Consider the following 12,320-nt stretch of genomic DNA (forward strand, 5'->3'; position numbering starts at 1 on the left):
GGACAGCCCATGAAGAACCTGCGCACTGCGATCTTCTGGCTGCTCGCGGCATCCCTCATCGCGGCGCACGTCATCGTCGGCTGGCACAGCCTCGTGACCATGCGCCTGTGGGAGGACGAAGCGTTCAACCTGACGGTGCCGCTGAACCTGCTCGCCGGGCTCGGTTACACCAGCGACGGCGCTCTCTCCGGATCGACGTTGACGCCCTTCGACCCTCGGATCTCCACCGGCGTTTCGGTGCTGCTTCCGGTCGCGGGCGTCCTCACGACCGGCATCGACCCGGTCATCGGCGCCCGACTCATCCCTCTCGCATACTGGGTTCTCCTCCTCGCCGGCCTGGCCGTGCTCGGCCGGCGCATCGGCGGACGCTGGGCGGCACTCGTCGCCGTGGCCGTGCCGCTGGCGTTCAACTCGGCGCTGACGATCTCCCCGATCCAGGGTCCGGCCGATCTGCTCGGCGAGATTCCCGCCGCCGCGCTCATCGTCTGGGCCCTGGTCGTGCTGCCCCGGCGCGCCTGGCTGGCGGGCCTCCTCATCGGCCTCGCGGTGCAGGCCAAGCTCATCGCGCTGCTCGTGCTGCCCGCTTTTGCCGTGGCGCTCTGGATCCTCTCGCCCGGCCGTGGGATGGACCGCCTCCGTGCGACCCTCACGCGTTCCTGGCTGCCTCTGTCGCTGGTCGCCCTCCCCACCTTCCTCGTCGAAGTCGCCGCCTTCGTCTCCCTGGGCGCGAGCGGGTACGTCGACCACCTCCGGGCCCTCGCCGGGTTCCTCCGCAGCGGCGGTCAGAACTACGAACCGACCACGATCACGCAGAAGATCGGCACGCTGCTCGATGCCTGGTTCCTGCCGGGGTGGCTCACGCTGCTCGTCGCGCTCACGGCATCCGCCCTCATCGTCGGCGGGTTCATGATCGCGCGCCGCCGCGAAGCAGACTCCGACACCGCCATCCCTCCGGTCATCCAGTACTCCGTGCTCGCGGCCATCGTGGGTCTCGCCGCCTATGTCGGATGGTGGGCCACCGCATCCCACCTCCCGCTCTGGGTTCGCCACCCCTCGCCGGGTGTGTACGCGTTCCTGCCGATCCTTGCGGCCGTCGCCGTCTGGGGAATGCGGATGCTGTGGCAGACGCGCATTCGCCCCGCCCGCATCACGGCGGTCGCCGGTTCGGCGCTCCTCGTGCTCGGACTCGGCGCCGGCGGTGCGCTGCACGCGTCATCGACCTTCACCCCCGGATGGGAGACGCTCGAGAGCCAGCGCGCCTCCGTCGCACCGATCCGCGCCTGGGCCGAAGAGAACGACATCTCCTGGCTCGCCGCCCAGCCCTGGGGAGGCCCGACCTCGGCAGTGGTGCTGTCGGGGACTCATCTCGGCCTGTTCGATGCACCGGCCATGGCCGAGACGCCGCGCCTCACGGTCGAAGCCTGCACCACCGACGTCCTCGTCGACGGACCGATCTATCGGGTCTGCGCCGCCCCGGAGTAGCTCGGCCCTCGGTGCCGGAGAAGACCTTCGAAGGCGGCGACGACGACGAGGCCGACGCAGGCTCCCGCGAAGTTCGCGATCAGGTCGATGACGGTCGGGCTCCGACCAACGAGCAGCAGCGCCTGGACGCCTTCGATGGTCAGCGTGGCGAGGAATCCGAGCGGAACCACGAGGTAGCGATGCCGATGGAGCATCATCGCAAGACCGGCACCGAGGGGAACGAACAGCAGCACGTTCGCCACGAATTCGACCCGCGTCGACGTGAGCGCCGGGACGATCTCGCGGATCCGCCGCAGCCAGGGCGAGATCCCGAAGTCCGATGGCTCCGGCCAGAAGACGATGTACACGAGGATCACGAGGTAGACGATCGCGACCGCCCAGATCCAGCCCCGCCGTCGTGCGGCGTGCGGGTTCGTATGCACCGGAGTCTGCGCGGCCAGGCGCTGCGCTCGACGGGCTCCTGGAAGGTCGGGACGCGGCGGTATCTCCATATCGCGCTCCTTCGTTCCCCGGGTGGATCCCCCAACGAATAGTCTCATACAGTGCGCTTAGGAGTTCTCGACATCGGGTCGAACACCGTCCATCTGCTGGCTGCCGACGTCCGCCCAGGAGGTCGGCCGTTGGCGAAGACGAGCGACCGTACGGTCCTGCGGCTGATGCGCTATCTCACGCCCGATGGCGCGATCACCGAGGAAGGGGTCCTGGCGCTGATCGCTGCCGTCACACAGGCGCGCGCTGTCGCCGAGGCCGAGCGGGTCGATGCGCTGCTCGCCACAGCCACCAGTGCCGTGCGTGAAGCCCGCAACGGCGAAGACGTCATCGCGCGCATCGAAGCGGCTCTCGGGCAGCCTCTCCAGGTGCTCGACGGCGAGACCGAAGCCGAGCTCACCTTCCTCGCCGTGCGGCGATGGTTCGGGTGGTCGGCCGGTCAACTGCTGCTTCTCGACATCGGCGGCGGATCGCTGGAGATCGCCGCCGGCGCCGAAGAAGTGCCGGCCGCCGCCGCATCCGTTCCGCTCGGCGCCGGGCGCATGACGGTGGAGTTCCTGCCCAACGATCCGCCCGGCGAAGACGACGTCGAACGGCTCCGCGAACACGCCGCCGCGACGCTGACGCCGGTCCTCCCCCGGTTCGCCGCCCTGCCGAAGCCCGACCACGTGGTCGGCTCTTCCAAAGCGATCCGCTCGCTCGCGCGGCTCGTCGGCTACCCCGCGCCCGGATGGTCGGGGAGCGATCGGATGCTGCTCCCGCGCACCGCGCTCGGATCGTGGATCCCGCGACTGGCCCGGCTCCCCGCATCCGCCCGCCAGGAGCTTCCGGGCATCACCCCCGACCGCACCTTCCAGATCGTCGCCGCGGCCGTCTCGCTGCACACGACGATGCGCGCGCTCGACCTCGACGAACTCGAAGTCTCTCCCTGGGCCCTGCGCGAGGGCGTGCTGCTGCGGTACATCGAGCAGCTGACCTGGGGCGGCGTCGCCGAGCGCTGAGCCCGAGCGGAGCGCCGTCCCGTCACCTCGCTCGCAGCCGCGTTCCGACGTGCACTTTGTCGGCTCAGAACACGGTTTGTCGGCGGAATCGGCCGTTCTGGACCGACAATCGTGATTCCCCGCCGACGTTCTGACCGACAGCGAACCGGCCGGATGCTGATATCTCAGCATCCGGCCGGTTCGTTGTTCTGTACGTCTGTCAGAGCGCGAGGCGCTCACGAACGACGTCTGCGAGGCGCTCTGCGTGCCGCTGAACGGACTCGGCATCTGCTGCCTCGACCATCACGCGCACGAGCGGCTCGGTGCCGGAGGCGCGCAGCAGCACGCGTCCGGTCTCGCCCAGCTCGGCTTCGACCTCGCGGACCGCGGCGAGCACGCCTTCGTCGTCGTTCACGCGCGAGCGGTCGACGCCGCGCACGTTGATGAGCACCTGCGGGTACACGGTCATCACCGAGGCGAGTTCTGCGGCCGACTTCTTCTTCCTGGCCATCTCCGCGACGAGGTGCAGACCGGTCAGCAGTCCGTCACCCGTCGTGGCGTACTCGCTCATGATGACGTGGCCGGACTGTTCGCCACCGAGCGCGTATCCGCCGGCGTTCATGTCCTCGAGGACGTAACGGTCGCCGACGGCGGTCTGACGGACCGTGATGCCGTGCTCGCGCATCGCGACGTGCAAGCCCAGGTTGCTCATGACCGTCGCGACGAGCGTGTCGTCGACGAGGTGGCCCCGTTCCTTCATCGAGACCGCGAGGATCGCCATGATCTGGTCGCCGTCGATGACGTTGCCTTCGGCGTCGACCGCGAGGCAGCGGTCGGCGTCGCCGTCGTGCGCGATGCCGATGTCGGCTCCGAGACGAACGACGGCCTCAGCGAGCTTGTCCAGGTGGGTGGATCCCACGCCGTCGTTGATGTTCAGACCATCAGGATCGGCGCCGATGACGGTGACTTCGGCGCCTGCATCCCGGAACGTCTCCGGGGAGACGCCTGCGGCCGCGCCGTGCGCGCAGTCGAGGAGAACGTGGATGCCGTCGAGCTGGTTCGGCAGCGAGCCGAGCAGGTGCACGACGTAGCGGTCCTCAGCATCCGAGAAACGGCTGATGCGACCGACACCGGCACCCGTGGGCTGAAGCTTCTCACCGGTCATCGCGTCTTCGATGCGCGCCTCGACGATGTCGGGGAGCTTCACTCCGCCGCGCGCGAAGATCTTGATGCCGTTGTCGGGAGCCGGGTTGTGCGAGGCGGACACCATGACACCGAAGTCGGCATCCCGGTCAGCGACCAGGAACGCGAGCGCCGGGGTGGGGATCACTCCCGCGTCGAGGACGTCAACGCCCGAGGATGCGAGTCCCGCGGCCACGGCGGCCGAGATGAAATGCCCGGAGACACGCGGGTCTCGGGCGATGACGGCGGTGAGCCGCTTGCCCTCGGCCTTGCGCGCCTCGGCAGTACGGCCCTGGCCCAGGACGACAGCAGTCGCCTGGGCCAGGGTGAGCGCGAGGTCGGCGGTGAGGATGCCATTGGCAAGCCCTCGCACACCGTCCGTGCCAAAGATCGGCATCGGAGCAGTGGACCTTAACGCTTCGAGTACTGAGGCGCCTTGCGGGCCTTCTTGAGTCCAGCCTTCTTGCGCTCCTTGACGCGAGCGTCGCGCGACAGGAAGCCGGCCTTCTTCAGGGTCGGACGGTTGTTCTCCTCGTCGACGCCGTTCAGCGAACGAGCGATGCCGAGACGCAGCGCGCCGGCCTGACCCGAGGGGCCACCACCGGAGATGCGGGCGATCACGTCGTACGCACCGGTGAGGTTCAGCACCGTGAACGGGTCGTTGATCAGCTGCTGGTGCAGCTTGTTCGGGAAGTAGTCCTCGATCGTGCGGCCGTTGACCGTGATCGTGCCCGAGCCGGGAACGATGCGCACGCGGGCGATGGCCTGCTTGCGACGGCCGACAGCGGCACCCGGAACGCTCAGCACGGGGCGGGGAGCCGCCTCGACTGCTTCGGTCTCGGGAGTCGACGTCGAGAAGTTCTGGGGGGTTTCGTTGGTGTCCTGAATGTCAGCCACGAGTATGTCCTTAAGTCTTTACGGCGCTTACTGGGCGACCTGGTCGAGGGTGTACGGCTGGGGCTGCTGCGCGGAGTGCGGGTGCTCGGCACCGACGTACACCTTGAGCTTCGTCAGCTGCTGACGGCCCAGGCTGTTCTTCGGGAGCATGCCACGGATGGCCTTCTCCACAGCGCGAACCGGGTTCTTCTCGAGGAGCTCGGCGTAGGTGACCGACTTCAGGCCGCCCGGGTAACCGGAGTGGCGGTAGGCCAGCTTCTTCTGGAGCTTCTGACCGGTGAGCGCGACCTTGTCTGCGTTCACGATGATGACGAAGTCACCCGAGTCGATGTGGTTGGCGAAGGTGGGCTTGTGCTTGCCACGCAGGAGCGTTGCGGCGTGCGAGGCGAGACGGCCGAGAACGACGTCAGTGGCGTCGATGACGACCCAGTCACGCTGGACCTCGCCGGCCTTCGGGGTGTAAGTGCGCGTCACGATAGTGCTGCTTTCTTGTTCGAACGGAGGAGTTCGTGAATCCCACTCCGGGGTGGTTCTTCCCGAGAGGGAGGAACACGCCAGTGGAGGGCTCACGTTCGGATGATGTCCCGATCCGGTTGCTCCGAAGAGCGCACCGAGAAGGGCACCAAAGAGTCAGCATACGCCATCCGGTGCCCCACTCTCAAACTGTGCGCGGCTCAGCCGATCGTGACGCGCTCCCCCGGCGGGAGCAGGCGCAGCCGATCGCCACGGTCGGCGAGCTCGAACATCAGCCGCAGACGGTCACGCGTCTCCGAGAAGTGGAACCAGCCTTCGGCGTGGATGGGCACGATCACCGCATCCGCCAGCACCTCGGCAGCCTCCAGCGCAGTGCGGGCGTTCAGGGTCAGGTCGGAATCGCCGAAGCGACCGACGTTCGCCGCTCCCGCGAACAGGACGGCGACGTCGATACGCGGGAATCGCTCAGCGATCTCGCGGACGACATCAACCGAAGCGTTGTCACCGGAGACGTACACGGTCGGCTCTCCGTCGCTCTGGAGGATGAAGCCGATGACGGGGCCGCTCAGCGCCTCGGCACCCTCCGGACCGTGCAGCGCCGGAACCGCCGTCACCGTGACATCGCCGACACGATGCTCCTGCCACGGCGCGAGACCGGTGACGTGCGGGATACGGGTTGCGGACCCCTCGGTGCCGAGCACGAGCGGCACCCCCGGGAGCAGAGCACGACCCGCGTCGTCGAGGTTGTCGGCGTGCTCATCGTGCGACAGCAGGACGACATCGATCGCACCGAGGGCGGATGCCGGAACGGCCGGCCCGGTGAGCTTGTGCAGCGTGATGCCGCCGGGGTAGGAACCGGGCTCGTCGAAGGTCGGGTCGGTGAGGAATCCGAGTCCGCCGTAGGTGAAGTGAAGGGTCGGGCCGCCGACGAGGAGAGCGTTGATCTTTGTCATGAGTCAAGTCTTCGGCATCCGGTCTCGGTAATCCAGTGGCCTGAATGCCATTGTTCGATAAGATCAGGCCATGCCTGATTCCCGCCCACGTCTGCGCGTCGCCGTCCTCGCCTTCGCGCACATCAGTCCGTTCCACCTCTCGGTGCCGACGTTGGTGTTCGGCGGCGCCGGACTCGACAGCGTGGAGGGGCTGTACGACGTCGTCGTCTGTGCGGAGACTCCGGGGTCGCTCCCCACCGGCGCCGGGTACAGCATCACGGTCGACACGGGGCTCGACGCGATGACGGATGCGGATCTCGTCGTCATCCCGAGCTGGCGGCCCGACACGGATCCGAGCGAAGAGCTGCTCGACGCCGTCCGTGCGGCGCACGCGCGCGGCGCACGGATCGTCGGCCTGTGCCTGGGCACGTTCGTCGTGGCGGCATCCGGAGTCGCCGACGGCCGCGAAGTGTCGACTCATTGGGCCGCGGCGCCTCGTCTGGCTGCACGCGAGGCGAATGTCCGCGTGCGGGAGGACGTGCTGTGGAGCGATCTCGGCGACGTCATCACCTCGGCCGGCGCCGCAGCCGCCCTGGACTGCTGCCTGCACATCGTCCGCTCCGACCACGGCAGCCTCGCGGCGGCAGCTCTCGCCCGGAGTCTGGTGCTCGCTCCGCACCGCACGGGATCCCAGGCCCAGTACATCCCCGCGCCCGTCGTCGCCGCGACCGCCGACGATCCGATCGGGCGGGCGATGCTCTGGGCCCGCGAGCGGCTCGCCACCACGATCGACGTCGACAGCTGGGCGGGATCCGTGCACCTGTCGCGCCGCACCTTCACCCGACGATTCCGGGATCGCACCGCCACGAGCCCTCAGCAGTGGCTGCTGGACCAGCGCATCGAATGCGCGCGGACCCTGCTCGAAGGCGGCGTCGATTCCGTCGACCGCGTCGCCGAGCTGGCCGGCTTCGGCAGCGCCGTGTCGCTGCGCCTGCATTTTCGCAAACGGCTCGGCGTGAGCCCGGCAGCGCACCGCACGGCGTTCCGCACGAGCGCTGCCTGAAGTCAGCCTCACTCACCCTCCCCTTCCCCCCTTCCCCTTCCTCCCTCACCCCCCCCCACCTCCCTCAGCAGGGGTCACAGATGGCCGCCTCAGGGCATCTGTTGCGGCAAACTGCGTCCCCTCGTCCTGGGCAGGGGGCGCAGTTTGTCGCCTCCGACGCCCGGACGCGACAATGTGCGTCCCCTCGTGCGGCTGCGACAGGTTGGAGACGACGACAGGAGCCGCGCACGACGGTTCCTGCACCACTGAGAACTTCGAGCGAGTCTCCACAGGTCGTGGATACCGGCAGCGGATGCTGCGCATCCATCGAAGAGAGTGGAGGAGTGCCGCACCCACCCTGCCCGCTCCCCGATGACCTCGGCCGCCAGTTCTCGGCCGCGCGTGCAGTCGGACAGGGGATCACCAGGCGACGACTGCGCGCGAAGGATCTCGCCTCGCCGTTCTACGGCGTGCGCCGCTGCGTCGACAACGAATCGGGCGAGGGCGACGACGCAGAGTACGGACCGCTGTCGATCGACCGGCAGCAGCGGGCGCGAGTCCTGCGTGACGCACATGCCTACGCCGAAGTCATGCCGGCGGGCAGCTTCTTCTGCGGCCGCACAGCGGCCGTGCTTCATGGCGCTGCGATCGACCACCCGGGCGACCTCGAGGTCGGAGTGGTCTCCCCTGGCCGAGCGCCGCGCGCCCGCGGTATCCGAGGGCGAAGGATCGCCGAGCATCTGGTTTCGGTACGCACTCACGAGGGACTGCGCGTGGCTAGTCCAGCTTCGACGTGGGCGATGCTCTGCACCGAACTGTCCGTGCGCGAACTCGTCACCCTTGGCGATGCGATGGCGCGAATCCCGCGCGATGACTTCGGTCGTCAGCATCCCGAGCTTGCTCTCGCCACGCTGACGCAACTGCACGCCGCCGCCGATGCTGGTCCCCGTCCACCAGGAACCGGTCGTCTGCGCGCGGCAATAGAGAAGGTGCGAGTCGGGAGCTCGTCGCCGCTGGAGACCGAATACCGGCTCGATGCCGCAACGGGCGGGCTACCGGAACCGGAGCTCGATGTCGAGATTCGCAGCTCGAATGGCCGCCTGCTCGGCATCTCCGAGGTCGTTTATCGAGAATCTCGATTGATCGTCGAGATCGAGGGCGACCACCACCGCACTTCCCGAGCGCAATGGAATCGCGATATCGAGAAGTACCAGGCCTACGCCGAAGCGGGTTGGGAGGTGGTGCGCTTGACGTCGACCCATATCCGAGGCTCTCGTCCGACGGGGATCTCGATCGTGCGCAAGGCGCTCCTCCGTCGCGGATGGGATGGCGCTCCCCGCTGACCAGGCTGCGCGCGCCAGGGCGCGGGGCAGGGGACGCACCTGGTCGCATCCCGCAGCCTCATGCGACCACCTTCGTCCTCTCTTCCTGGGCAGGAGACGCAGATTGTCGGGTCCCGGCGCTCCAGACGACCATCTGCGTCCTCTGCCGGTGGCATCACTCCGCGGGGGATGCCCGGGGAGGGAGAGACGTCAGTGCGGCTGCGCTGTCACCAGGATCGGCCGGTGATCACTCGATGCCTGCGGCAGCGTGGTGATGCGCTCGATGTCGAAGCCGACGGAGGTGGCGAAGTCGTAGTGCCCGCGGAAGACGCGGTAGCGCGTGTACGTGTGGTCGTCGCTGAGGCTCAACGTGTACCCGTGGTCGCGCACGGTCTGGCTGAGGTTCTCCTTGAACACGGGGTAGTTGTAGTCGCCGACCATCAGCACAGGCAACCCCTCGCCGAGGGTTGCCAGCTCGGTGAGTGCGGCACGGATCTGATGACGACGCAGCCTGTTCAATGCCGTCAGCGGCGCCGCGTGGAACGAGGCGACGATGATGTCACGCCCGTTGTCGATGTCGTGCAGGCGCACACCGAGCACTCTCTCGTGCGCGGGCTTCAGCAGCATGTCGTGCAGCGACTTCTTCAGCCCGATCGTGCGGATCTCCTGCACCTGAAAGGTGTTCGCCCGGTAGTAGACGGCGAGTCCCAGCCGGTTGTCCTGCGTGGCCTGCGCCATCACGAGATCGCCGACGCTCTCGGGCAGATCCTGCACATCGCACTCCTGCAGACACAGGATGTCGGGGGCGTGCGCCTCTTCGAGCGCGACGAGCTCGCTCGCGGCCCGATGCTTGCGGAGGTTGTAGGAGATGACCTTCATCGAACTCCACGCTACCCCGCCTCAGCCAGACGCGGGGTGACGACCTCGCGCGGTTCCCCGGTGTCAAGAGTCGGCGTCGAACCCCCAGCGGATGCCGACGATGCCAGGACCGAACCCGAACCGGGCGACGTGGATGGCACCACTCGCGATCGTACGCATCCGCACCGTCTCCTGCTCGTCCACCACGGTGTACTCCTCACACCAGTCCGGGACGGCATCAGGATGGAATCGCACCCAGAGCAGGATCTGCCGGTTCGGACGATCCACCCCGTGCCAGAGCGCGCGTCGATCCGGATAGGCGACCGGGAAGCTCTCGGTGAACTCGATGAGCCCCGTACCGCCGACCGGGATCGGATCATCGAAGGCGATGACGTCGCAGACGACCCGCCCGAGCGGATGCCGAAGACTGCGATCGACGCGTCCGCCGATCACTTCCGTGACGGACTTGGTCTCCGGGGCGTCGAATGGCGCCAGGTCGTAGAGCGGCACTTCCGCGATGGTTCCCTCCATCGACTGCACCAGCGCACGAGTGACGACCCGATCGAGATCCCCGTGGGCGTCCACGTACCCGACGAGCGACACGGAGAGATCGCGTATTCCGCTCTGTGCCACGGTCCCCAGCGCCTGCGCCGTCTCCTCGATCTCCTGGTCGATGTTCAGAGCGAACGTCTGTTTGAGCTCCGGTTCCGGCTTTCGACCGATCCGTGGCACCGGCCGGATCAGCCCGGTCAAGTGACCTCGGTGCAGCCCGAAGATGTCCTCGATGTCCTCGATCGCGCTCAACGACAGCACCCCTTCGGGCTGTCGGTCTCCGGAACGCCAATAGCTCAACGTCGCCATGGACACCGGGTTGCCCCGATCGGTGAGTCGACGTTGCAGGCTGGTGAGCGTGATGCCGCGCTCCTCGACCAGGGCGCGGAACTCGTCGGCGAAGCCCCCCGCCGAACTGTCCATCTCATTCATCACAGTTCCCCAATCCCTGTGAAGCATTGACCTGGAGTCAGCATACGGTTCCGCGCGGTGATCCCAGGAGAAACGGTCAGTGCCAGGCCGTTCACGGTGGATCCATCACACTTCCCCAGGTGTTCAGTGAACACGTCTGCCATAGCTTGACCGTAGGATCCGCGAAATCTCACTCTCCGGTGGCACCCGCGGATCCGCCACCATCGGGGTGTCGAGCCGACTCCCCGATGGTCCAGCTCTGTGGCCGCCGCTCTGGGGAGGAAGGCGGCCACAGAGCTTCCCGGATCAGAGAGTCCGACGATGCGTTCCCGACCTCGGGGCCGGTCAGTCGCTCGACGACTCGCCATCGCGGCGAGCGCGAGTCTGGGTGGCGCGGGTGGCGAGCAGTTCGTCTGCCGGGTAGCCGACCTCGGTGAGCGTGAGTCCGCGGGCGGCGAGCACCTTGAACTCGCTGGTGCGCTCCAGCGCATCGCGCAGCACCACGGGATCGGTGACGTCGAGCCGCCCCGCGCCGACAGCCGCGCACGCGCCGACCAGCGACCGCACCATGCTGTGGCAGAAGGCATCGGCTTTCACCTCGGCCACGAGCACCCCCTCGGCGTCGCGCTCCCAGCGGTAGTCGAGCAGCGTGCGGATGGTCGTGGCCCGTTCACGGGGGATGCAGTAGGCCGCGAAATCGTGCAGTCCGATGAGAGTTCGGGCGGCGGCATCCATCGCCCGTTCATCCAGATCCCCACGGATGTCGGTGGTGTCGTGCCGACGCAGCGGATCGTATCCGGCACCCTCGTCGGCGAGGCGATAGCGGTATCGGCGCCAGACGGCGGAGAAGCGGGCATCGAAGCCCTCCGGCGCGATCGTCGATCGCAGCACCGTCACGTCGGGATAGGCGCCGAGGACGCCGCGCATGCGCCCCGCGATCGACCCCGCCGGGTCGTGCGCTGCTTTGCCGTGGCGTCGCTCGATGCGCGCCCACTGCTCGTCGTCGAGATCGACATGGACGACCTGCCCCGCGGCGTGGACTCCGGCATCCGTGCGTCCGGCGACGACGAACTGCACGTCCGAGCCCACGATTCTGGCCAGCGCCGCCTCGAGAGTGCCCTGCACCGTGCGCAGCGTCGGCTGCTTCGCCCAGCCGCGGAAGTGGGTACCGTCGTAGGCGATGTCGAGCCGGATGCGCACGGATCCAGCCTAAGTCACGGTCCCCGGGTTCACCGCTCGACGAGGATGCCGTCCTCGTCGCTGTACAGACGCGCACCGACCCGGAAGACGACGCCTCCGAATTCGAGGGCGATATCGACCTCGCCCGCGCCGTCCTTGGCGCTCTTGCGCGGGTTCGTGCCCAGCGCCTTCACGCCGAGGTCGAGTGAGCCGATCGCCACGCTGTCGCGGATCGCGCCGTGGATGACAACACCGGCCCAGCCGTTGGCGACGGCGGATGCCGCGATCAGGTCGCCCATCAGCGCCGTGTTCAGGGAACCGCCGCCGTCGACGACCAGCACTGAGCCTGCACCGGGCGACGCGAGGATCGCCTTTACCAGGGCGTTGTCCTCGAAGCAGCGCACCGTGCGGATCGGTCCGTCGAACGCGGACCGTCCGCCGAACGACCGCAGCTGCGTCGGCAGCGACTGGACACTCTCGCCGAGCTCGTCGTAGAGGTCTGCCGTGGCAGTCGGCATCG

13 protein-coding genes are annotated in these 12,320 nt (G+C 68.0%); 4 read left to right on the plus strand and 9 right to left on the minus strand.

All coding sequences use genetic code 11. From position 1 onward, the window contains the following. Nucleotides 1-9: 9 nt before the first annotated feature. Nucleotides 10-1,482 carry a hypothetical protein gene (locus LTA6_RS01815; protein ID WP_407358508.1) on the plus strand — a complete coding sequence of 491 codons (1,473 nt, stop codon included), beginning with the start codon at nucleotides 10-12 and terminating at the stop codon, nucleotides 1,480-1,482. On the opposite strand, the gene LTA6_RS01820 is transcribed toward LTA6_RS01815, so the two are convergent. Beyond that, on the minus strand, nucleotides 1,455-1,973 hold the full coding sequence (locus LTA6_RS01820; RefSeq protein WP_341975754.1) for a VanZ family protein: 519 nt from the start codon (nucleotides 1,971-1,973) through the stop codon (nucleotides 1,455-1,457). The two genes, LTA6_RS01815 and LTA6_RS01820, sit on opposite strands and share 28 nt — an antisense overlap. A gap of 51 nt (nucleotides 1,974-2,024) precedes the next feature. Between LTA6_RS01820 and LTA6_RS01825 the strand changes: the two genes are divergently transcribed. After that, complete coding sequence (locus LTA6_RS01825) at nucleotides 2,025-2,972, plus strand: Ppx/GppA phosphatase family protein (RefSeq protein WP_407358509.1); 948 nt, start codon at nucleotides 2,025-2,027, stop codon at nucleotides 2,970-2,972. Nucleotides 2,973-3,171: 199 nt separating this feature from the next. On the opposite strand, the gene glmM is transcribed toward LTA6_RS01825, so the two are convergent. The 4 genes from glmM to LTA6_RS01845 all read right to left on the minus strand — a co-directional run bounded on the left by glmM (nucleotide 3,172) and on the right by LTA6_RS01845 (nucleotide 6,457). Next, on the minus strand, nucleotides 3,172-4,530 hold the full coding sequence (gene glmM / locus LTA6_RS01830) for a phosphoglucosamine mutase (protein WP_363544744.1): 1,359 nt from the start codon (nucleotides 4,528-4,530) through the stop codon (nucleotides 3,172-3,174). A gap of 14 nt (nucleotides 4,531-4,544) precedes the next feature. After that, on the minus strand, nucleotides 4,545-5,030 hold the full coding sequence (gene rpsI / locus LTA6_RS01835) for a 30S ribosomal protein S9 (RefSeq protein WP_341975757.1): 486 nt from the start codon (nucleotides 5,028-5,030) through the stop codon (nucleotides 4,545-4,547). A 27-nt stretch (nucleotides 5,031-5,057) separates the two neighbouring features. Further along, entirely contained in the window at nucleotides 5,058-5,504 is a 447-nt protein-coding gene (rplM, locus tag LTA6_RS01840) for a 50S ribosomal protein L13 (RefSeq protein WP_407358510.1), read from the minus strand. Between the two features lie 200 nt (nucleotides 5,505-5,704). Then, on the minus strand, nucleotides 5,705-6,457 hold the full coding sequence (locus LTA6_RS01845) for an MBL fold metallo-hydrolase (RefSeq protein ID WP_407358511.1): 753 nt from the start codon (nucleotides 6,455-6,457) through the stop codon (nucleotides 5,705-5,707). 70 nt (nucleotides 6,458-6,527) lie between these two features. Here LTA6_RS01845 and LTA6_RS01850 point away from each other — a divergent pair, with 70 nt between their 5' ends. Both LTA6_RS01850 and LTA6_RS01855 read left to right on the plus strand, forming a co-directional pair. After that, nucleotides 6,528-7,499, plus strand: coding sequence for a GlxA family transcriptional regulator (locus LTA6_RS01850; protein ID WP_407358512.1), 972 nt, complete (start codon nucleotides 6,528-6,530; stop codon nucleotides 7,497-7,499). A 323-nt stretch (nucleotides 7,500-7,822) separates the two neighbouring features. After that, complete coding sequence (locus LTA6_RS01855) at nucleotides 7,823-8,821, plus strand: hypothetical protein (protein ID WP_407358513.1); 999 nt, start codon at nucleotides 7,823-7,825, stop codon at nucleotides 8,819-8,821. A 189-nt stretch (nucleotides 8,822-9,010) separates the two neighbouring features. On the opposite strand, the gene LTA6_RS01860 is transcribed toward LTA6_RS01855, so the two are convergent. From LTA6_RS01860 to rraA, 4 genes are all read right to left on the minus strand, one after another. Further along, nucleotides 9,011-9,679, minus strand: coding sequence for an endonuclease/exonuclease/phosphatase family protein (locus LTA6_RS01860; protein WP_341975762.1), 669 nt, complete (start codon nucleotides 9,677-9,679; stop codon nucleotides 9,011-9,013). Between the two features lie 63 nt (nucleotides 9,680-9,742). Next, on the minus strand, nucleotides 9,743-10,642 hold the full coding sequence (locus tag LTA6_RS01865; protein ID WP_407358514.1) for a helix-turn-helix domain-containing protein: 900 nt from the start codon (nucleotides 10,640-10,642) through the stop codon (nucleotides 9,743-9,745). 324 nt (nucleotides 10,643-10,966) lie between these two features. Then, nucleotides 10,967-11,821: a tRNA pseudouridine(38-40) synthase TruA gene (gene truA, locus LTA6_RS01870; RefSeq protein ID WP_407358515.1), complete on the minus strand. Its 855-nt coding sequence runs from the start codon at nucleotides 11,819-11,821 to the stop codon at nucleotides 10,967-10,969. A 29-nt stretch (nucleotides 11,822-11,850) separates the two neighbouring features. Continuing rightward, on the minus strand, nucleotides 11,851-12,318 hold the full coding sequence (gene rraA / locus LTA6_RS01875; protein ID WP_407358516.1) for a ribonuclease E activity regulator RraA: 468 nt from the start codon (nucleotides 12,316-12,318) through the stop codon (nucleotides 11,851-11,853). Nucleotides 12,319-12,320: the final 2 nt, after the last annotated feature.

Origin of the sequence: Microbacterium sp. LTA6 (assembly GCF_045690355.1) — a bacterium.
GTDB lineage: Bacteria > Actinomycetota > Actinomycetes > Actinomycetales > Microbacteriaceae > Microbacterium.

What these genes read in the sequence shown, in the direction of transcription:
- LTA6_RS01820 (WP_341975754.1), bottom strand. Translation starts at nt 1,973, where the DNA reads ATGGAGATACCGCCGCGTCCCGACCTTCCAGGAGCCCGTCGAGCGCAG.
- rraA (WP_407358516.1), bottom strand. Translation starts at nt 12,318, where the DNA reads ATGCCGACTGCCACGGCAGACCTCTACGACGAGCTCGGCGAGAGTGTC.
- LTA6_RS01815 (WP_407358508.1), top strand. Translation starts at nt 10, where the DNA reads ATGAAGAACCTGCGCACTGCGATCTTCTGGCTGCTCGCGGCATCCCTC.
- glmM (WP_363544744.1), bottom strand. Translation starts at nt 4,530, where the DNA reads ATGCCGATCTTTGGCACGGACGGTGTGCGAGGGCTTGCCAATGGCATC.
- LTA6_RS01860 (WP_341975762.1), bottom strand. Translation starts at nt 9,679, where the DNA reads ATGAAGGTCATCTCCTACAACCTCCGCAAGCATCGGGCCGCGAGCGAG.
- LTA6_RS01845 (WP_407358511.1), bottom strand. Translation starts at nt 6,457, where the DNA reads ATGACAAAGATCAACGCTCTCCTCGTCGGCGGCCCGACCCTTCACTTC.
- LTA6_RS01865 (WP_407358514.1), bottom strand. Translation starts at nt 10,642, where the DNA reads ATGAATGAGATGGACAGTTCGGCGGGGGGCTTCGCCGACGAGTTCCGC.
- LTA6_RS01850 (WP_407358512.1), top strand. Translation starts at nt 6,528, where the DNA reads ATGCCTGATTCCCGCCCACGTCTGCGCGTCGCCGTCCTCGCCTTCGCG.